The sequence below is a fragment of the Lignipirellula cremea genome (assembly GCF_056501455.1).
This window is the reverse complement of the sequence record NZ_CM151415.1, coordinates 1165922-1187002: the sequence shown is the minus strand read 5'-3', so window position 1 is coordinate 1187002 and position 21081 is coordinate 1165922. Positions and strand designations below refer to the sequence as shown.

The following is a 21081-nucleotide window of genomic DNA, read 5'->3' as shown; positions in this document are numbered from 1 at the left end:
ACGAGAGGCCGGTCCGGCTCCTCCGGGCGCCACTGGCTATGCCAGTGCAAGAAGCGAGAGCTGACCCTCTATCTGCTGTTCACGAAGCGGGGCGCTGGCAGAGCCAGCGGCGCCCGAGAAGAGGCGATACCCTTTGGGGTATCGCTCCAGGGCTAGGCTTCGACCGGTTCGGGAACTGCGACGCCGCGCGCCTTCGCCACCTGAACCAGACGGTTCCAATTCTCTTCGTCGAAGTCGAGCCCGTCGACCAGTCGCTGGGCGTGATAGGCCCTTTCAGGATCGCCGGGGAGCGTGATGGACGGGTTGCCTTCGACGGGCGGGCAGCCGCGGACCCATTCGACGAACTCGCGGACGTCCCGTTCGAAAAACGCGGCTCCTGCGAAGCGATCGGGATCGATCAACGCGAAGAAGACGCAGTTCCCCTTCTTCGGGTAAAGCTGATCCCGCGGCGTCGCGCCGCCGGAAAGCGATCCGGTCAGGATCTCCACCATCAGGCCCAGACCGAACCCTTTATAAGACTGGGTTCCGCCCATGGGAAGAATGGCGCCGGGCGGGTCGGCGTAGAGCGTCGCAGGGTCGTTCGTCGGTCGCCCCTGGCTGTCGACGATCCAGCCGTCGGGAACGGGCTTGCCCGCGATGTGGTGGACGCGGACCTTCCCCTCGGCGACGGCGCTGGTGCTGAAATCGAGGGTCAACGCGCCCCCTTCGCATGGGACGCCGATCGCGAAGGGATTAGTACCGAGCCGGGCGCACGCTCCGCCGGGCGGCGCGACCCGTACGACGCCGCCGTGCGTATTGACCATCATCAGGCTGATCAAGCCGCGATCGGCAGCGATTTCGAGGTACTCCCCCAGGCGTCCGACATGGCTGCAATGACGCAGCGTGCCGAGCGCGATCCCTTCCGCGCGAGCCTTCGGTTCGAGCCGGTCGAGCAACCGTCGGGCCTGGACGGCGCCGAAGCCCCATTGCGCATCGCCGACGACGCGCGCGGCGCCTTCGTCGAAGACGTTCAATTCCGCTCCCGGCACGATGGCGCCGGTCTCGATCATCTCCAGATAGAAGGGCAGCCGCATCAGTCCGTGCGAGTCGTATCCGCGGAGATTCGCTTCGACGAGGCTGGCGGCGACGACGTCGGCATCCGCTCGGGAGACTCCCGCGGACTCGAACAGGTCGGCGGCGAACGCTCTCAGCGGGAGATGTTGGATGCGCATGACGGGGGAGGACGCAGGTCGACGGCGAACGGACGGAACGAGCGGTCAGTCTACGTCAGCGCCGCGGGCGGGTGAATCAGACCAGGCGCGCGAGCTTGCCCCGGTGAGATAGAATTCCGAAACCTCTCTGACCCGCTCCTTCTGAGACCGACGGACCATCATGGATGAGGCCTCGTTCTGGGAATTCTGGCTCGACGTCGGCGGAACGTTCACCGACTGCGTCGCCCGATCGCCGGACGGCGATATTCGTCGTGCGAAGATTCTCAGCAGCGGCCGACTTCGCGGCGAGGCGTCGCGGATCGAGGGGACGCGCGTCTTCGACGGGCGGCGTCGGATCGACGGAGCGCTCGATCTCTGGAAGGGCTATCTCTTTCGCCCGGTCGGATCGCGCGAACGCGCGGACGAGGGAGCGACCGAAGAGTCGTTCACGCTGCGGCCGCCCCGGATCGTGGCGAGCGGTCCCGGGTGGCTGGACCTTTCGCGAGAGCTGACGTCTGCCGACGGCGTCGATCCGGCACATCCCGGCTTCGCCTACGAACTTGACGGAGGCGAACCGGCGCCGATCGCGGTGATTCGTTCGATGCTGGGCAAGCGCCTCGACGAGCCGCTGGAAAATCTGCGGGTGAGGCTCGGCACGACCCGCGGCACGAACGCGCTGCTCACGCGATCGGGCGCTCCGACAGCCTTCGCCGTGACGGAAGGGTTCGGCGATCTCCTGCTGATCGGCGATCAGACGCGTCCCCGGCTGTTCGATCTGGAGATCGTCAGGCCGCAGCCTCTCTACGCCCGGGTCGTGGAGATTTCCGAACGCCTCGACGCGGCGGGCGAAGTCCTGAAGCCGCTCGACGCCGAAGCGCTGCGCGGGCCGCTTCAGGAGCTTTACGAGTCGGGCCTGCGTTCCCTCGCGATCTGCCTGATGCACGCCTGGCGAAACCCGGTGCATGAGCGCGTCGTGGCGGAAGTCGCGCGCTCGGTCGGCTTTCTCGACGTGCGGGCTTCGCACGAAGTTTCGCCCCTGGCGCGGATCCTCCCGCGAGCGCAGACGACGGTCCTCGACGCTTACCTGACCCCCATCCTGCGAACCTATCTCGACGCGATTTCGGCGAAGCTGCCTGGATGCGATCTGCGGATCATGACCAGCGCGGGCGGGCTCGTCCCCGCGGACGCCTTCTCGGGCAAGGACAGCCTCCTTTCGGGTCCGGCGGGCGGAGCGGTCGGCTACGCGCGCATCGCCGAGGCGGCGGGTCGCAAGCGGGCGATCGGCTTCGACATGGGCGGCACCAGCGCCGACGTCTCCCGCTATGACGGTCGCCTGGAGATGCAGTTCGAAACGACCAAGGCAGGCGTGCCGATCACGACGCCGACGCTGGCCATCGAAACGGTTGCCGCGGGGGGCGGATCGATCTGTCGCTTCGACGGGATGCGTCTCCGCGTCGGACCGGAGAGCGCGGGAGCCGATCCGGGGCCGGCCTGCTACGGCGCGGGCGGCCCGCTCTGCGTGACCGACCTCAACGTCTGGCTCGGCAGAGTTCCGGAAGATCGGTTCCCCATCGCTCTCGATCGCAGCGCCGTCGAGCGCCGGCTCGAAGAAGTTCTCGCGGCGATCGTCTCCGCGACCGGCGTGGATCGTTCGTTCGCGGAGATCGCGCAGGGCTTTCTCGACATCGCGAATCAGACGATGGCGCAGGCCGTGCGAACGATCTCGCTGGCACGCGGGCATTCGCTCGACGAGACGACGCTGATTCCGTTCGGCGGCGCCGCGGGGCAACATGCCTGCGCCGTCGCCGAGGCGCTGGGGCTGACGGAAATTCTGTTTCCCCCCGACGCCGGCGTTCTGAGCGCGTACGGCATCGGCATGGCGGACGCCGTGCGTTCCCGGGCGCTGGGCGTGTACGAGGAAGTCGCCGAGAAACGAATCGCGGCGTGGAATGAGGCGCTCGCTTCCCAGAAGGAAGAACTGGAGGCGGAACTCGCCGGCGAAGGCTTCGCGCCGGACTGTCGCGAGTTTCGCCCGCTGGCGGAATTGCGCTATGCGAGGACGGAGGCCGCGTTGACGCTACCCTGGCAAGAAGGACGCGATCTTGCCGCTCGCTTCGCAGAGGCTCACCAGAAACGATTCGGCTGGGCCAAGCCGGAGGCCGCCGTCGAGTTAGCGACGCTGCGCACCGAGGCTGTCGGCCTGTCGCGAGAACGTCCCGCGCCGATCCGATCGGTTGCGGCGAGGAACGGGGAGATACAGTCGAACACGTCCGGCGTTCCGCCCGTCATCGACGGGGAGACCCTGCAGCCGGGGAAGCGTCTCCGTGGCCCGGCGGTCGTGGCGCTGCCGACGTCGACGATCTGGCTGGCCGAAGGGTGGACGGCAGAGACGCTGTCGGACGGAACGCTGCTCGCCACGCAGACGAAGTCGCCGGCGAAGGGGGCGAAGCCGACGCACGAACCGGACTTCGAAAGCCTCATCGCGGCGCTGCGGGACGACCCGGTCGCGCTGGAACTCTGGCATCGACGCTTCGCCGCGATCGCGGAGGAGATGGGCGTCGCGCTCCGGCAGACGTCGCTCAGCGTGAACGTTCGCGAACGACTCGATTTCAGTTGTGCATTGTTCGACGCCGAGGGAGCGCTGGTCGTGAACGCGCCGCACGTTCCCGTGCATCTGGGCGCGATGAGCCTGACGATCAAGGATCTGCTCCGCCGGAAGATTCCGCTGGAGCCAGGGGACGCGTTCTCGACGAACGATCCTTTCTCCGGCGGATCGCATCTGCCGGACGTGACGACCGTGACGCCGGTGTTCGAACCGAGCAGCGGGCGGCTGCTTTTCTTCACGGCCAGTCGAGCCCATCACGCGGAGATCGGCGGCGTCGCGCCGGGTTCGATGCCGCCCTTTTCGAAGCGTCTCGCCGAAGAGGGCGTCTTCATCCCCTGGACGAAGATCGTCGACGAGGGCGAGCCGCGATGGGACCGCGTGCGGGCGCTGCTCGCCTCGGGCGATCATCCCTCGCGCAATCCGGAAGAGAACGTTCAGGACCTGCAGGCCCAGGTCGCGGCCAACCATCGCGGCGCCTCGGCGCTGCTGGCGGTCGTGAACGAGCAGGGCGCGCGTCGCACGCTCGCCGCGATGCGGGCGCTCCATCAGGCGGCCTCGCGGACGATGCGGCAGGTTCTCGCGTCGCTGCCCGATCAGGGTCGAAAGTTCTCCGACTCGATGGATGACGGGTCGCTCATCTCCGTCTCGCTGGAGAAGCGCGGCGAGCGACTGACGATCGACTTCGTCGGCTCGGCGCCCGTTCATCCCGGGAATCTGAACGCGAACCCCGCGATCGTGCGGGCGTGCGTCCTGTACGTCCTGCGATCGCTGATCGAAGAGGACGTGCCCCTGAACGACGGCATTCTCGAACCGGTCGAGATCCGCGTCCCGACCGGCATGCTCGCGCCGCCGAACCTGCCCCGCGACGACGGTTCGTTGCCCGCCGTCGCGGGCGGCAACGTCGAGACCTCGCAGCGGATCGTCGACGTACTGCTGGGAGCGCTGGGTCGCGCCGCGGCGAGTCAGGGGACGATGAACAACTTCCTGTTCGGCGATCCGGGCTTCGGGTACTACGAGACGATCTGCGGCGGAGCCGGCGCGACCGAGCGTGCCGACGGCGCGAGCGCGGTTCATACGCACATGACCAACACGCGTCTCACCGATCCGGAGATCCTGGAGATGCGGTGTCCCGTTCGCCTGGAAGAGTTCCGCATCCGTCGCGGCTCGGGCGGAGCGGGACGAACGCGGGGCGGCGACGGCGTTCGCCGGACGGTCGTCTTTCTGAGGTCGCTCGATGTTTCGCTGCTGACTTCGCGTCGACGATCGGCTCCCTACGGAATGGCTGGCGGAGAACCGGGTCAGCCGGGCCGCAACCTGCTCGTACACGCGAACGGCAAGGAGTTCGAGGCGCCTGGCAGTTTCCAGGGCCACGTCCATCCGGGCGATCGAGTCGTCATCGAGACGCCCGGCGGCGGCGGCTTCGGCAAGTCGGAACAGGGCAACGGCGGTTCGACCTACGCCGTGGAACTCTGACCGGACGCCGTTGAGCAGTTCGCCACGCACGAAAAAGGCGTCGCTCGTCGGAGCGGCGCCTTTCGCGTTTCGGATTCGAGCGACTCGCAGCGGCCTTACTTGGCCACGTAGATCTTGGTCGCTTCGATGTAGAGGTTGCCGTCCGGATCGAGGCTGGGCTTGCCGACGACGACGACCTGCTGCTTCTCCTTGAGGGAGAGGAGCTTGTCGGCGGAGGTCCCGACCACTTCGCCCTTGCCGTCCATCATCTTCACCATCGCCAGATTTTTCTTCCCCTCGACGCCCTGCTTGCAGAAGGGGCAGGTCGACGGATCATGGCCGGCGTGATCGTGGTCGTGGGCATGATCGTGCGAGTGGACGTGCGCCTCGTCGCCGTGATCGTGGCCCGCATGGTCGTCCGTATGGGCGTGCTCTTCGGCGTCGCCATGCTCGTGATCGTGCGCCGCATGATCGTGATCGGCGTGATCATGGTCGGCATGATCGTGACCCTCGTGGTCATGCCCTTCGTGATCATGATCGTGCGAGGGCGCCGACGCGGTGACGAAGAAGCCGGCATGCTCCGGAATGAACGGAACCGGCGCTCCGCCGATCTGAGCCTCGACGGCGACCTGGTCGACGGAATCGCCCGCTTCGATCTTCTCGCGAACCTGGGCGACGGTCATCGTCTCCGCAGGTCGCTCGGTGAGCAGCATGGCGGCGCCTTCCGGCGAGACCGTCGAGGACTCGCATCCCACCAGCGCAGCGCCGAAGAGGATCGTGCCGGCCAGCGCCGCAGCGAAGCGACTATTCATCGTGAGCATCCGTACGAAAGAGGACTTACATGCAAGTCGATTGCGTCAATTCTACGTCCCGGTGACGGTTCCGGCAATGGCGTTTCGCGACCCGTCGGGCGACGACTCCGCTCGGAGGAGATTCGGAGTGACCTCGAGTCTCGCGAATGACGCTTTCCGGTCCGGCGACGAGGTCTGCGCTCGCTCGTTCCGGACAAAGACCGTCAATCATTTCGCCAGCTTTCCAGGAATCTGGACCAGACGTACCATCGAGGCTGAAGAATCGGCTGCTTTCTCGGTCGAAGTCTCGGTGGGGAATCTCGCTTGCACAACCTTCGCATCGCGCTGCTGCTGGACGAGACGGCGGACCTGCTGGAGTTTCAGGGGGCGAACGCCTTTCGCGTGCGCGCCTATCGCAACGGCGCCCGGACGATCCGCGAGTACGGCGATTCGATCAGCCGCATCGTCGAGGAAGATCCCGACAAGCTGAAAGAGATTCCCGAGATCGGCGACAACCTCGCCAAGTACTGCGTGGAGATCGTCACGACCGGCGCCTTCTCGATGCGGGAGAAGCTGCTCGAAACGACGCCCCGAACGGTGCTCGATCTGCTCCGCGTCCCGCGCCTGGGACCGAAAAAGGCGGCGGTCCTGTTCAATGAACTCGGCATCCGCGACCTGACGATGCTCAAGGCGGCCTGCGAGGCGGGCGAGGTCAAGAAGCTCAAAGGCTTCGGCGCCAAGACGGAGCAGGATCTGCTGGCCGGGATCGCCATCGCCTCGGCGGCGAACGAACGCCTGAGGTGGGATCAGGCCGACGAGCTGGTCGAATCGATCCGCAAGCATCTGGAAGGTCTGCCGAGCGTTCGCAAACTGGAGTCGGCAGGCTCCTACCGGCGCGGCAAGGAGACGATCGGCGACCTGGACTTCCTCGCCGTTGCCGACGATCCGAAGGAAGCGATGGACCGGCTGGAAGCTTACCCGCTGAAGGCGGAGACGACCGCGCGTGGCGAAACGAAGTGCTCGATTCGACTGACCAACGGGTTTCAGGTCGATCTTCGCGTCGTGCCGGAACGGTCGTTCGGCGCGGCGCTGCAATACTTCACCGGCTCGAAGGAACATAACGTCGTCCTCCGCGGCATGGCCAAGGATCGCGGCCTGAAGATCAACGAGTGGGGCGTCTTTCGCATAGGGGAGGGAAGCGACGGAGAGGGGGGCGCCGAAGAGTTCCTCGCGGGCGAGAACGAGGCCGACGTCTACGCCTCGGTCGGACTCCCCTGGTTTCCGCCCGAGTTGCGGGAAGGTCGCCGGGAATACGACTGGGCCAAGGCGGGCGAGCTGCCCCGGCTGATCGAGGTCCGCGATCTGCGGGGCGACCTGCACATGCACACGACCGCGACCGACGGCAGGAACACGCTGGAAGAGATGATCGAGGCGGCGAAGGACCGCGGCTATTTCTACATCGCCATCACCGACCACAGTCAGCGGGTCTCCATGGCCCGGGGTCTCGATCCGGCGCGGCTGCGCGAACAGTGGGCCGAGATCGATCGCATCAACGCGGCGGCTACCGACGGCTTCCGCGTGCTGAAGGGGATCGAGTGCGACATTCTCGAAGCGGGCGGGATGGACCTGCCCGACGACGTGCTGGCCGAGGCGGATTGGGTGAACGCCAGCATCCATTACGGCCAGACGCAGTCGAGCGAACAGCTCACCGCCCGGATCGTCGGCGCCCTCGAACATCCCAGCGTCTGCGTCGTCGCCCATCCGACGGGGCGGATGCTCAACGCGCGGCCGTCGTACGAACTCGACTTCGACGCGGTGTTCGACGCGGCGGTCCGGAACAAGAAGTTCCTCGAACTGAACGCCAGTCCGGAACGGCTCGACCTGTCCGACCTGCAATGCGCGGCCGCGAAGCAGCGAGGGATTCCGATCGTCATCAGCACCGACGCCCACAAGATCGCGACGCTCGACAACGTGCGCTACGGCATCCTCCAGGCCCGTCGTGCCGGCCTGACGGCAGCCGACGTCGTCAACACGCGATCGTGGGAAGAGATTCAGGCCATGCTGGGACGGGGGTGACGTATCGCGTGAACCTGCGACGACTAGAATTCTCTTCTCGTAGGGTGGGTCATTGACCCACCTGTCGTTGTCGCGGATCAAGACTCCGCGCCGAACGAAGAGTTTGGGGTGCCACTGGCTCCGCCAGTGCCGAACCTTGAAAGTCTGTCCAACACGAGCGATCCGGCCTCCGGAAAAGTACTGGCAGAGCCAGTGGCACCCGGAGGAGAAGCTGACATTCAACGATAGACGAACTACCACGAAGAACCATGCCTGCATGATCGCCATCATCGACTACGGAATGGGGAACCTTCGCAGCGTGCAGAAGGCCTTCGAACGCGTCGGCGCGGAGGCGACGGTCACCGGCGACCCGAACGTCGTCGCCGAAGCGGAGAAGGTCGTGCTGCCCGGCGTCGGGGCGTTTCGCGACGCGATCGCCGCGCTGAAGGAGCACGGCATGGTCGAGCCGATCCGGCAGAGCGTCGCGCACGAGAAGCCTTTCCTCGGCGTCTGCCTGGGCCTGCAGCTACTGTTCGACCGGAGCTTCGAACATGGCGAGCACGAAGGACTCGGCCTGCTGCCGGGCGAGGTGCGACGCTTCGACCTGCCGCATGAATACAAGGTTCCGCACATGGGCTGGAACGAGGGCCGCTTCAAGCAGGACTCGCCCCTCTCCGCGGGCATCGCGGACGGATCGCATTACTACTTCGTCCACTCGTTCTACGCCTGCCCGACGGACGAATCGCTCACCCTGATCGAGACCGATTACGGCGGCCCCTTCTGCGCCGCCGTCCAGCGCGGGCGCCTCTTCGCCACGCAGTTCCATCCCGAGAAGAGCCAGTCCGTCGGGCTCAAGCTGCTCGAGAACTTCGCGAAGCTGACCTAGACGGCTACCGATCGATCGTTTCGCCCTTCTCGCCGGTCGGTGGAGCGAACGACTAGAGGGATTCGCCGTTGGGGCCGCGGCTACTCGATGCGCAATGCGAGAGGCGCAAGGCGAGAGTTCAGGCGGCGACTGAAGAGCGTGAGCGCTGGAAGGCCGAACCAACTACCCTATTTGGGGGGTATCTATTCGGATCAGTTCTCTTCTGTGGGGATGCTGCTGTGACCTGCGTCAAATTACTCGCCTTCGCCGCGGTGGCGGTCGGGGCCCTGTCCATGCATGGCGTCGCCGACGCACAGCCCGCGGACGGCAAGCAGCCGAACATCCTCGTCATTTGGGGCGATGACATCGGTACGTGGAACATCAGCCACAACAGTCGCGGCATGATGGGCTATCGCACGCCCAACATCGACCGCATCGCCAACGAGGGGGTTTCGTTCACCGACTACTACGCGCAACAGTCCTGCACCGCAGGTCGTGCCGCGTTCATCAGCGGCAGCGTGCCCGTCCGATCCGGCATGACCAAGGTCGGACTGCCGGGCGCGAAGGAGGGCTGGCAGAAGACCGACGTCACGATGGCGACGGTTCTGAAGAGCCAGGGCTACTCGACGGGACAGTTCGGCAAGAATCACCAGGGGGACCGCGACGAGCACCTCCCCACGATGCACGGCTTCGACGAATTCTTCGGCAATCTCTACCACCTGAACGCCGAAGAGGAGCCAGAGAACTTCGACTACCCGAAGAACCCGGAATTCCGCAAGAAGTTCGGTCCCCGCGGCGTGCTCAAGACCAAGGCCGACGGCAAGGGGGGCCAGACCATCGAGAATACCGGTCCGCTCACGAAGAAGCGGATGGAAACCATCGATGACGAGACCGTCGCCGCGGCCAAGGACTTCATCACCCGGCAGCACGAAGCGGGCAAGCCGTTCTTCTGCTGGTGGAACGGCACGCGGATGCACTTCCGCACCCACGTGAAGGAAGAGCATACGGGCATCTCGGGACAGGACGAGTACAGCGACGGCATGGTCGAGCACGACATGCACGTCGGCGAACTGCTCAAGTTGATCGACGACCTGGGGATCGCGAACGAAACGATCGTGCAGTACTCGACCGATAACGGGCCGCACTACAACTCATGGCCGGACGCCGGCACGACGCCGTTCCGCAGCGAGAAGAACTCGAACTGGGAAGGCGCCTACCGCGTGCCGACATTCGTACGCTGGCCCGGGCATTTCCCCGCGGGCACGACGCTGAACGGCATCGTTGCGCATGAGGATTGGCTTCCCACCTTCGCGGCCGTCGCGGGCGCGCCGGACATCAAGGAGAAACTGCTCGTCGGCATCGAGTTGAACGGACGCACGTACAAGAACCACATCGACGGCTATAACCTGCTGGATTACCTCAGCGGCAAGTCGGAAGAGTCGCCGCGAAAGGAGTTCTTTTACGTCAACGACGACGGCCATATCGTGGCCCTGCGTTACAGCGACTGGAAGGCCGTCTTCCTGGAGAACCGCGGCGAAGCGTTCGGCGTCTGGCGCGAACCGTTCACGGAACTTCGTGTGCCTTTGCTGTTCAACCTGAGACGCGATCCGTTCGAGAAAGCGCAGCATAACTCGAATACCTACGACGACTGGTTCCTCGACCGGCCGTTCGTGGTCGTTCCGATGCAGGGAATGGCCGCGAACTTCCTCAAGACGATGCAGGAGTTTCCTCCCAGCCAGTCGGCGGGATCCTTCAACCTGTCGAAGATCGAGGAGCAACTGCGCGAAGCGGTCGGCTCCAGGTAGCTGCGGCGCTGGCCATGAGAAGGACCTGCAGTCTCGCAGCGTAAGCAGACCGCGGCGAGACTGAGACGATCGCGGACCGCGGCGCAACGTGACCTATTCGGCGGGCGCTCCGGTCGAGTTCGACGTCGGACAGTTAGCGGGTCGCTTCCTGGCGCTCCGTCCGAACTTCACGCCGAGAGCCTTCGCCTTCGAGGGATAGAAGCCGAAGGCGTGCTTGCGGCTGCCGATGGCGATCATCCGGCCGAGGTCCTGGTAGCCGAGTCGCCAGCAGCTTTTCAGCGACGCTTCGTTCGTCCAGCTGACGATCGAGATCAGCTTCGTCACGCCCCGCTTCGAGAGTTCCTGCAGGGCGAGCCCCATCGCCTGGCCATGCAGCCGGGCGCCGCGGAAATCGGGATGCGTGAACCCGAAGTACATGAACGCCACGTCGGGCGGATAAGAGAAGGCGATCCCGTCGGCGTGCTCCGGCTCGATCGATTCCAGGGCGTACCAGCCGAACGCGGCGAGGCGGTTCCCGGACAGAGCGGCGAAGCACAGATCGCGTCCCGCCCGCACGCGGTCGGCCATCGCGGGGCTGAGTTCGTAAGCCGGATCCTGAGCGTAGAAGGCGACCTCGTCGGCGGTCAGGAATCGGAACGCGTAATCGGGATTGCCGACGGTCGCGGCGACGGCGTCCGCTTCCAGCCAGACGACCCGGCTCACGTTCGCCCGGAAGACGATCCGCAGAAACGCGTCGGCCAGTTTGCGACGAAGCGATCGCCAGTCGTTCCGCTCGCGGATCGACTGGATGCGGAGAAAGAGCGAGCGAACGGCGACGGGATACATGACGGATTCCAAACGTTCGGGCGCAGCGCACGAGCGTCGCTCGCCGGCGCGTTCGAGTCGGATTACAGTTCCAGCAGAATGCCGCCCCACGCGAGTCCGGCGCCGAAGCCGATCATCGCGACCTTGTCGCCCGGCTTGGCACGTCCGCCCTGGAGCGTTTCGTCGAGGGCGATGGGAATGCTGCCGGCGAGCGTGTTGCCGAAGCGGTCGATGTTCATCACGACCCGGTCGAGCGGGAAGCCGAGTTCGTTCGCCGCGGCGGCGAGGATGTAGCGGTTGGCCTGATGCGGAATCAGCAGGTCGACGTCGTCGACTTCGATTCCGGCCTGATCGCACAGCTCGCGCATCGTCGACGGAAGTACTTCCGTGGCGAAGTTCCAGACCGCCTTGCCGTCCATCCGCACCGTTCCGCCGACGGGGGCGTAAATCGGGACGCTGGTTCCCCGGGAATGCATGGCCGACGCGAGCGTCCGGCCCGAACCGCACGAACTGACGACGACCGCGCCGGCTCCGTCGCCGAAGAAGACCGCGGCGCTCCGGTCCGTCGGATCGATCAGGCGACTCCCCCGGTCGACGCCGATCACGAGGGCGTTCTCCAGGCTGCCGTCCTGCAGGTAGCGCGTCGCCAGATCCAGGGCGTAGACGAAACCCGAACAGGCGTTGACGACGTCGAGCCCGAAGGCGTTCCCCGCGCCGAGGCGACCCTGCACCAGGCACGCGGTCGACGGCATCGAGAAGTCAGGGCTGCTGGTCGCGACGATGACGACGTCGATGTCGCTGGCGTCGAGACCCGCGCGATCGAGCGCGCTCTGCGCGGCGCCGACGGCGAGGTCGGTCGTCGATTCGTCGACCGCCCAGCGACGCTCGCGGATGCCGATGCGGCTCTCGATCCACTCCTTCGTCGTGTCGAGACCGAGTTCCTGGCTGAAGTAGTCGTTCTCGACGACCCGCGACGGCACGCAGGCGCCCGATCCCAGAATGGTCGCCTTCCGCAGATTTCGATCGAGCGCGATTCGCGATCGTTTCTGCGGCATCAGCGTCGAACTTCGAGACATCGGGCATCCCCCAGGCGCTGCATCACATCGCGATCGACCGAACGCGACAAGAAGGATGCAAACGCAGGGCCCGCCCTGGTTCCCGACGCGCGAATTCAGTCCTAAGCGCTGACTGGCGCGATGGTTCGACGCCGAATTACCATCGCTTTCGATTCGCCGAGGGTCGAATGGAACGTTGCAGAAAGGCGACGTCGCGTTGCTTCGTTGCCGAACCGCAACCAGCCGACGCAGACGCAAGGCAGCAGGCGAGGAACCTCACCCGCACGCGACGATGCGGCTGCCGTGAAGGGTCTCTTCGCCTAGGGGATAGTTGCCGAAGCGAAGGGTGTAGTTCTGCTCGAACCAGGGGACCAGCGAAGCGAGCAGCGCCTCGTCGTAGTCCGGCGAGACTCGCAGGACGCTGCCGGGGACGATCCGGCGGATCTCCGAATCCTCGACCAGAATCTCGCCCGCCTTCAGCACGTATCGCGGCGCCGAAAGCATCTCGGTCGGATCGGCGGAGGGCGTGTAGATCGTCACGTCCGCGTCGGCGCCGGGACCGAGATGGCCTTTGTGCTTCAGGCCCAGCATCCGGGCGGGCGCGGCACGCGTGACGATGCAGATCTCTTCGAGCGTGTACTCCCGATCGAGATCAGCCAGCACGGAACGTTCGAGCAGACCGGGCGGGCAACGTTCGATCGCTTCGCGGCGACGATCGCGGCTCATCAGCAGGTGGCAGATCTCCGGATAGGCGAGGAACGACGCGCCGTTGGGATGGTCGGTGCTCATGCCGATCCGCCACGGGTCGTCGACCAGCAGGTACCACTCCAGGCCGATCGCCCACTGCAGGGCGTGAACGAGGCTCTTGTTGCGGTACTCGATCGGCGCGATGCCGCAGCCGGCCTCGCATTCCAGGTCGCCGCTGAACCACTTCGTGCCGTAGACCTGATGCAGGTAATGCCCGAGCGGCCCGTCGCCGGTCATGCTGGTCGATTTGCCGAACATCACCTGGCCAACGTCGACGGTGATGTTCTCGTTGGCGTTGACGATCGCGGCGAGATCGGACGCGCGGGAGCGGAAGGTCTCCTCGTCGCCCGCGCCTCCGCCGTAGCTGTGGAACTGAATATGGGTCAGATGACCCCGGCGCCCTTCCAGGGCCAGCATCGTGTCCCGCGTGATCCGCCAGTTCCCCGGCAGTCCGAGCTGGTTGCAGTGGATATGCACCGGATGGGGCAGACCGATCTCCGCCGCGGCCTGTGCCACGCCTGTGATGATCTGCCGGGCGGTGACGCCGAAGCCGTCGATCGGCTGATCGATCTCGCAGACGTTGCCGTCGGGTCGCCGCTTCCAGTTCTCGACGCCGCCCGGGTTGACCAGCTTGGGCGCGTACCCGCCCGAACTCTTGAGCAGCCAGGCGACGAAGTCCCGCAGGCGATCAGGCTCTCCGCGACGGATCGAATCCATCACGAAGTGGTGGTTGCCCATCAGGACGAAGAAACCCTTGTCGAGGCAGGGCGTATCTTCGAACTCCTCGTAGGCATGCCGGGCGCCGAGCGCGGGCACCGCGGCGTCGAAGGCCGTCGTGTAGCCCAGGCCCAGGTAGAGATACGACGTCGCGAACGTACTGGGGACGCTGCCGATCGTGCCGCTGCGGAGGAGGTCGGTCCTCTTCAGGTACGACTCGTCCCGCTTCTCCTCGGGCCGCATCTTGCGGGCGGTGTTGACCTTCGGCCCCGCGATATGGCAGTGCATATCGACGCCGCCCGGCATGATCACCAGGCCCGTGGCGTCGAGGGTTTTTACCGAGCCGTCGGTCAGGTCCCGCTCGTTCGGCTGGGCGACGATCTTCCCGCCGCGGATCCAGAGATCCTTCACGACGCCCGAGACGCCGTTCGCGGGGTCGTAGACCTTCCCGCCCGCAATACGAAGCCAGCCGTCGTCGGTCGAGGAATTCATGCGGGATCGTCGCAGGGCAGGGCAGTGGTGGGACGCATGCAGGCACTGCGTGCGATTCTACGTTCCCTGATCAGATCCCGCGCTCGACCACCCGCAGACGCTCGACGATAGGCTCGACCGTATCGGCGGGGATGAGTTGGGCCAGTTGAAATCCTCGATCCGTGAGGGAGAACTCGCCTGCCAGATGGTGCATGGCGAGGCCCAGGCGGCAGATCTGCGCGAACGCTTCGAGGTAGCGGACCGTGTTTCGCGGCTCGCTGGAATCGCGAAAGACCCGGATGCGATCGGGCTGTTCTTCCACGTAGACCGTCAGGAAGCGATCCGCGGGGTTGAACTCCTTCGGCGCCGCCTTGACCTCGATGATGCCCCGCCACCGGGCCGTGAAGAGGATGGCCTGCGCCTCCGGAGAGAGTTCGTCCTCTTCGGCCAGCGGTTCGACCGCCGGATTTCGCAGCAGCGCTTCGGCGCTCAGCCGCGCGAAGGCCATCACCGTCGGCGCTCCCGATCCGAGATCCGCCTGGAGGGATCCGTCGCGGTTCGATTCGGTTCCGAGATAGGGAGAGAGCATCGCTTCGCCTTGCCTGCCGATTCCTGACGTTCGATGCCCTTATTCTAGGGAGTCGACGCGCTGAGAACGGCGCAGGCGCGAGCCGGATATCGCCCATTCTCCCCCGACCCGGGCGATGTTCGAGACGGCTCTCACGAAAACCGTCAGCGCGATCCCGCGATACCGGTTTAAGCGGCTTCCGCGGGCCTTGACAGTCTCCCGAACGTCCGTCACATTCTTGGTTTGCTCCCGACCCGTCTATCGGCCTGCTTCTGGCGGCCTTGAACGGCGGATCGGTCGGCTGCGACAGGGTTCAGAACGCTGTCGAAACGGAATCACACGAGCGGAACCCTTCGCGCCGCGGCAAGCGCCGCCGGACTCGAAGCGGACATAAAACAAGCGCTGACAGGAAGATAGGTTAGCTCCCGTTCATGCCTACGACGAATCAACTGACCCGTCGCGGTCGCCGGTCGAAGCGTAAGAGTTCCAAGTCGCCGGTGCTCGAGCGTTGCCCGCAGCGTCAGGGCGTCTGCCTGCAGGTTCGTACGATGACGCCGAAGAAGCCGAACTCGGCTCTTCGCAAGATCTCCCGCGTCCGCCTGACGAACGGTAAGGAAGTTACCGTTTACATCCCGGGCGAAGGGCACAACCTGCAGGAACACTCGATCGTTCTCGTTCGCGGCGGACGCGTTCGCGATCTGCCGGGCGTTCGCTACAAGGTCGTCCGCGGAGCCGCCGATACCCTCGGCGTCAGCGGTCGTAAGCAGGCTCGCAGCCGCTACGGCGCCAAGAAGTCTTAAGTATTAACTCGCGTCGGAACCTGGCCCTGCGGAGAAATCCCAAGGCCGTTCACGACTGCGTTCTTCGTTCGAAGTCACCCGCTTTCACGACGTCGCCATGGGTCGCATCACCGCCAGCCGCGAGCAGCTCAAGCCGGATCCCGTTTACGGCTCCCTGCTCGCCAGCAAGTTCATCAACTGCCTGATGATCGACGGCAAGAAGTCCGTCGCTCAGTCGGTCTTCTACGAAGCGATGGACATCATCAAGGAGAAGATCCCCGACGCGAATCCCGTCGAGGTCTTCGAAGCGGCGATCGAGAACGTCAAGCCGGCGGTCGAGGTTCGCTCGAAGCGCGTCGGCGGCGCCGCCTACCAGGTGCCGATGAAGGTCGAATGGAAGCGCCAGCAGTCGCTCGCGATGCGCTGGATCCTGCAGGCCGTGCACGACAAGAAGGGTCGCGGCACCGGACCCAAGCTCGCCGAAGAGCTGATGGGCGCCGCCCGCCGCGAAGGCGTCGCCTTCACCAAGCGCGAAAACGTCCACCGCATGGCCGACGCCAACAAGGCGTTCGCCCACTTCGCCTGGTAGTTTTCGCCTGAGTAATCCGAAGCCGCGTCTCCCGTATAATCCTGCGGGAGAAGCGGCTTTTTGCTTGCGCGGACCTCGTAGAACCGACGTGTCTCACCGCTTCCGGTAGGGCAGGCCGCGATCTCGCGCATTCGTTTTCTCCGCCCGCACGATCCGTCGAAGTTCCGCAGCCATGGCTTCACGAAGCACCGAGAATCTCCGGAACATCGGCATCATCGCCCATATCGACGCCGGCAAGACGACGGTGACCGAGCGGATGCTGTTCGTCGCCGGGTCGACCCATCGCGTCGGCAAGGTGGATGACGGAACGACGACGACCGACGACGACCCCGAAGAGGCCGAGCGCGGCATCACGATCTACGCCGCGTGCGTGACGTTCCCGTGGAAGGGGACCACGATCAACCTGCTCGATACGCCGGGCCACGTCGACTTCACCGCCGAGGTCGAGCGCTGCCTGCGCGTGCTCGACGGAGCGGTCGTCGTCTTCAGCGCCCGGGAAGGGGTCGAGGCCCAGTCGGAGACCGTCTGGCGCCAGGCGGACAAGTACAAGGTCCCGCGGATCGCCTTCATCAACAAGCTCGATCGCGAAGGCGCCCGCTTCCCCGAGGTCGTCGAGGAGATCCGCAGCCGCCTGGGGGGCAATCCCGTCATCATCGAGCTTCCCGTCGGCTCGGGGCCGGAACATGGTTCCGATCCGTTCCGCGGCGTGATCGACCTCGTCACGATGAAGATGCTCGTCTACGACAAGACGAGCGACGGGAAGGTCTTCGAGGAGCTGGAGATCCCGGACGCGTCGAGGGACGACGCCCAGCTCGCCCGCATGGACATGCTGGAAAAGCTGGCCGACTACGATGCCGAGTTGATGGAGCTCCTCTTCGAGGAGAAACCCGTCAGCGAGGAGGTCGTCCACCGGGCGCTCCGCACGGCGACTCTGCAGATGGCGATTCAGCCCGTCCTCTGCGGCTCGGCGCTGCACGGCATCGGCGCCCAGCCGATCCTCGACGCGGTCACGCGGTACCTCCCCAGCCCGCTCGATATCCCGCCGGTGCAGGGGACGCTCCCGGGCAAGGAGGACAAGGTCGAGGTTCGCAAGCCGGACAGCGCGGAACCCTTCTGCGGACTGGTCTTCAAGATCCTGCCGGCGAAGACGGGCGACTGGTACTGGATCCGCGTCTACTCGGGCGAACTCAAGGGCAACACGCGGCTCCTCTGCCCCAATCGCGACGAGAAGGAGAACTGCACGCAGCTCTGGCTTATTCAGGCGACGAAGAAGGACCGCGCGGGACAGATCGAGCGAGTCGGCGCGGGCGACATCGTCGGCATCTTGGGGCCGCGGCACGGCCTGACCGGCGATACGTTCTGCGATCCGAAGAAGCCGATCGTGCTTCCCACGATCCAGTTCGCGGAGTCGGTCATCTCCATGGCGATCGAACCCGACAGCACGGCCGACCGGAAGAAGCTGCTCGAAACGCTGGAGATGGTGAAGAAGCAGGACCCGACCTTCCACGTCCGCGACAGCGAAGAGACGGGGCAGACCATCGTCAGCGGCATGGGCGTGCTGCACCTGGAGGTCATCCGCAATCGGTTGCTGCGCGAATTCAAGCTCAACGTGAAGGTCCACGAACCGCGCGTCAGCTACCGCGAAACCGTGGAGAAGGCGGTCGAGGTCGTCGGCGAATGCAGGCGAATCATCGGCGGAGCGCAGCTCTTCGCCAAGGTGAAGATCCGCATGGAGCCGGCGCCGAACCAGGAGAAGCCGGTTCTGGTCCATACGCGCGTGACTAGCGACGCCTTTCCGCAGGCCCTGCGCGATGCCGCCCTGGAGGAACTTCGCGCCCGGGGCGAGGGGGGCGGCCTGATCGGCAGCTTCCCGCTCACGCAGCTCAAGATCACGCTCCTGGAATGCGAAGCGGCAGAACAGGGGAGCAACGAAATGGCCTTCGCCATCGCGGCAGGCGAGGCCTTCGACGAGGCGCTCAAGGCGGCCGGTCCCGTTCTGCTCGAACCGATCATGAAAGTCGAAATCGTCGTCCCGGATCAATACTTCGGCGACATCTCCTCCGATATCCAGAAGCGCCGCGGGTTGATCTCGAAGACCGAAGCGCGCGGCGATCGGACGCTGATCGACGCGAACGTTCCGCTGGCCGAACTCTTCCACTACGACAACGAGATCAAGAGCCTGTCGCAAGGCCGGGCCAGCCACTCGATGGAGCCCCACGAGTACGCCCCGGCGCCCGAGCGCGTGGCGCAGACCTTCGCGTTCTAGGCTTCGCGTACGCCTTGTCCCGCCTCGGAGTCGGCCTAGATTGCCGATGCGGTACGCCTTCCGACGCTTCGGTCGTCGAGGCAGTTCCGCTCGTCAATTTTTTAGGAGCGATGTCATGATGGGACGAAGAGAATTCGGAGCTGCGGGACTTTCGGCGGCAGCGCTTGCAGCTTTCGACGGCGCCCTCTTCGCCCAGGCGCCGACAGGCGACGCCCACGCGGAACATCACGACATGCTGCAGGCCTGCGCGAAGGCGTGCTCCGACTGCCAGCGCGCGTGCGACATGTGCGCGACGCACTGCGCTCGACTGCTCGCCGAGGGCAAGAAGGAACACGCGACGACTCTGGCGACGTGCCTGGACTGCGCAGACTTCTGTGCGGCGGCGTCTCGGATCGTCGCTCGCGGCGGACCTTTCGCCGCGTTGATCTGCAAGGCGTGTGCGGAGGCCTGCGCCCGCTGCGGGAAGGAATGCGAGAAATTCCCGGAGGACGAGCACATGACCATGTGCGCCAAGGAATGCCGAAAGTGCGAAAAGGCCTGCCGGGACATGGTCGCGCACGCGGGATCCGCCAAGCAGTAGTTCCCGTGACGGCGTCACGTCAGCCCCGCCCCCGGACCTCGCGGATCGGGGGCTACATTCGCTTCCCGCGATCCGGTTTTTCCGAACGCGCCGCCGGTTCTCCCTCAACCGGTCGCGCCGATCGAACCGATAACGACAGGGACGAGCGTCTACAGGGCGCGCCGGCGGTCCCGTTACGGAATCGCTCGGCCAGGCTTAATCGAGGGAACGACGCATGGCACGACGAATCCTTATCGCGGCGCTGCTGCTGGCGGCCAGCGTCTGCTTCGCCGAAGCGGCCTCCGCCCAGGGACCACCGGTTGCGACCGGCTACGGCCAGGCCGGGACGATGGCCTACGGCCGCGCCTGGGGCGGCACGTACAACACGCAGGACTGGGAGCGGTTCTACCACTACCCGTACGTCTACTATCCCCAGAACTACTGGGGGCAGGAGTACTACCGCTCCGCCGAGAGCCTGTACTACCGCTATCCGCCCGAAATGCGGACCCCGGTCTACAACTGGAGCTGGCACAACTACTACCCCTCCGGTCAGCGTTACCACTGGGGTCACCAGTTCGAACTCGACGTGTTCTGATCGAACGCGTCCTGACCATCGACATGCAAGGCCTCCCGGCTGCTCCAGCCAGGGAGGCCTTCGTCGTTTCGGCACGTGTCGCTAGCGTCGATGGAACTCTCGGAAAGTCGCTGCGGGAGCCGTTGCCCTTCGTGTCGCTTCTCGGGAAAGAAGACAGGCTGCTGTACGCTTTGTTGAACCGAGTAAGCGACGGAGGCTTCCGAGGTCGATTCGGACGGAGAAGCGGCGAATGACGTCTCGCAAATACGCCAAGGGCGCCGACGTGAAATGGAAGTGGGGGACCGGCTGGGGTCGCGGCAAAGTCGAAGAAGCCTTCGAGCGTCGCGTTCAACGCACGATCAAAGGCCAACGCATCGTCCGCAACGGCAGCCCCGACGAGCCGGCCTACCTGATTCAGCAGGATGACGGCGACCGCGTGTTGAAGCTCCACAGCGAGCTGTCCGCTGGCTGAAGCCTACTGCGGCAGTTCGAAGTAGAGCCGCTTAAGGATGACCTCGCCTTTCTTCCATGCCGCGTCCCATTCGTCGCTCGGGCTCTCGAACAGGACCAGGTAAACCCTGTCCGCGAGATCTTCGGCGAGGATTACGTGGTGCACCACCGTGTCATCCTTCTCGATGCGAAAGACGAAGGTCTTGACGCGTCCGCGGTCGGCCGGCGGCGTGTTCATGAGGACCGTTTTCTCGTCCTTCGTCGCCGCGGCGGCGAATTTCGCGGCGTAGTCCGAGGCTTTTCCGTTCGTCTTCTTGCCGACGTTCGATAGAACGTTGACGGAGAGACCGGTCTCGAATCCCCCTTCTTCTCCCTCGATCTTTTCCTTCGAGATGAAGCAGGCGAACGTATCCTCCTCCGCCTTCTTTCGTAGGTGCCAGCCCTCCGGCTGCAGAAAGGCCGCGCGAATCTCTTCCTGCCACTGCCAGGCGAAGCCCTCGGGAGGATCCGGCAACTGGGGCGCTTCGGCTATCAGACAGGTCGGAGCGATCGCCAAATGAAAGAGAACGATCAAGGAAGCGATCTTTCGCATCAGCCGAAGTCCTACAGGCGTGAACGGACGTTCGCGAGAACGCAATGTAATCGCGCGCGCTTCGTTCGTCACGGATGTCCGGACCTCGGGCCGCCTGCGCTGCAGCAGTGACGCCGGCGCCCGGTTTGGCCACGCAGCGCGAGTCGC

At 65.3% G+C, this 21081-nt stretch carries 17 protein-coding genes; 10 read left to right on the top strand and 7 right to left on the bottom strand.

Features of this window, described 5'->3' with window-relative positions:
* Positions 1-152: 152 nt before the first annotated feature.
* The gene (locus SH602x_RS04670) at positions 153-1211 is read right to left on the bottom strand and encodes an Ldh family oxidoreductase (protein ID WP_479475686.1); all 1059 of its coding nucleotides are present in this window, start codon (positions 1209-1211) and stop codon (positions 153-155) included.
* Between the two features lie 160 nt (positions 1212-1371).
* Between SH602x_RS04670 and SH602x_RS04665 the strand changes: the two genes are divergently transcribed.
* Positions 1372-5268, top strand: coding sequence for a hydantoinase B/oxoprolinase family protein (locus tag SH602x_RS04665; protein WP_479475685.1), 3897 nt, complete (start codon positions 1372-1374; stop codon positions 5266-5268).
* Between the two features lie 95 nt (positions 5269-5363).
* Here SH602x_RS04665 and SH602x_RS04660 read toward each other — a convergent pair whose 3' ends face one another.
* The gene (locus tag SH602x_RS04660) at positions 5364-6059 is read right to left on the bottom strand and encodes a hypothetical protein (protein ID WP_479475684.1); all 696 of its coding nucleotides are present in this window, start codon (positions 6057-6059) and stop codon (positions 5364-5366) included.
* Positions 6060-6362: 303 nt separating this feature from the next.
* Here SH602x_RS04660 and polX point away from each other — a divergent pair, with 303 nt between their 5' ends.
* From polX to SH602x_RS04645, 3 genes are all read left to right on the top strand, one after another.
* Positions 6363-8114 (top strand): DNA polymerase/3'-5' exonuclease PolX, encoded by a 1752-nt coding sequence (gene polX / locus SH602x_RS04655; protein WP_479475683.1) that lies wholly within the window; start codon positions 6363-6365, stop codon positions 8112-8114.
* 256 nt (positions 8115-8370) lie between these two features.
* Positions 8371-8979, top strand: a complete 609-nt coding sequence (gene hisH, locus SH602x_RS04650) for an imidazole glycerol phosphate synthase subunit HisH (protein ID WP_479475682.1) — start codon at positions 8371-8373, stop codon at positions 8977-8979.
* Between the two features lie 272 nt (positions 8980-9251).
* Positions 9252-10763, top strand: coding sequence for an arylsulfatase (locus SH602x_RS04645; protein WP_479477092.1), 1512 nt, complete (start codon positions 9252-9254; stop codon positions 10761-10763).
* Positions 10764-10856: 93 nt separating this feature from the next.
* On the opposite strand, the gene SH602x_RS04640 is transcribed toward SH602x_RS04645, so the two are convergent.
* From SH602x_RS04640 to SH602x_RS04625, 4 genes are all read right to left on the bottom strand, one after another.
* Entirely contained in the window at positions 10857-11588 is a 732-nt protein-coding gene (locus SH602x_RS04640; RefSeq protein ID WP_479475681.1) for a GNAT family N-acetyltransferase, read from the bottom strand.
* 62 nt (positions 11589-11650) lie between these two features.
* Positions 11651-12643 carry a beta-ketoacyl-ACP synthase III gene (locus tag SH602x_RS04635; RefSeq protein WP_479475680.1) on the bottom strand — a complete coding sequence of 331 codons (993 nt, stop codon included), beginning with the start codon at positions 12641-12643 and terminating at the stop codon, positions 11651-11653.
* Positions 12644-12898: 255 nt separating this feature from the next.
* Positions 12899-14578, bottom strand: a complete 1680-nt coding sequence (locus SH602x_RS04630) for a formylmethanofuran dehydrogenase subunit A (RefSeq protein WP_479475679.1) — start codon at positions 14576-14578, stop codon at positions 12899-12901.
* 70 nt (positions 14579-14648) lie between these two features.
* Positions 14649-15146 carry a hypothetical protein gene (locus tag SH602x_RS04625; RefSeq protein ID WP_479475678.1) on the bottom strand — a complete coding sequence of 166 codons (498 nt, stop codon included), beginning with the start codon at positions 15144-15146 and terminating at the stop codon, positions 14649-14651.
* A gap of 410 nt (positions 15147-15556) precedes the next feature.
* Here SH602x_RS04625 and rpsL point away from each other — a divergent pair, with 410 nt between their 5' ends.
* From rpsL to SH602x_RS04595, 6 genes are all read left to right on the top strand, one after another.
* The gene (gene rpsL / locus SH602x_RS04620; RefSeq protein ID WP_479469655.1) at positions 15557-15925 is read left to right on the top strand and encodes a 30S ribosomal protein S12; all 369 of its coding nucleotides are present in this window, start codon (positions 15557-15559) and stop codon (positions 15923-15925) included.
* A 97-nt stretch (positions 15926-16022) separates the two neighbouring features.
* Positions 16023-16493 (top strand): 30S ribosomal protein S7, encoded by a 471-nt coding sequence (rpsG, locus tag SH602x_RS04615; protein ID WP_479469656.1) that lies wholly within the window; start codon positions 16023-16025, stop codon positions 16491-16493.
* A 172-nt stretch (positions 16494-16665) separates the two neighbouring features.
* Complete coding sequence (gene fusA, locus SH602x_RS04610) at positions 16666-18759, top strand: elongation factor G (RefSeq protein WP_479475677.1); 2094 nt, start codon at positions 16666-16668, stop codon at positions 18757-18759.
* Between the two features lie 115 nt (positions 18760-18874).
* Entirely contained in the window at positions 18875-19339 is a 465-nt protein-coding gene (locus SH602x_RS04605) for a four-helix bundle copper-binding protein (RefSeq protein WP_479475676.1), read from the top strand.
* A 214-nt stretch (positions 19340-19553) separates the two neighbouring features.
* A complete protein-coding gene (locus SH602x_RS04600; RefSeq protein WP_479469659.1) occupies positions 19554-19913 on the top strand; it encodes a calmodulin-binding protein in 360 nt (119 codons plus the stop codon).
* 229 nt (positions 19914-20142) lie between these two features.
* Complete coding sequence (locus SH602x_RS04595) at positions 20143-20364, top strand: hypervirulence associated TUDOR domain-containing protein (RefSeq protein WP_479475675.1); 222 nt, start codon at positions 20143-20145, stop codon at positions 20362-20364.
* A 3-nt stretch (positions 20365-20367) separates the two neighbouring features.
* Here SH602x_RS04595 and SH602x_RS04590 read toward each other — a convergent pair whose 3' ends face one another.
* Positions 20368-20916: a hypothetical protein gene (locus SH602x_RS04590; protein WP_479475674.1), complete on the bottom strand. Its 549-nt coding sequence runs from the start codon at positions 20914-20916 to the stop codon at positions 20368-20370.
* Positions 20917-21081: the final 165 nt, after the last annotated feature.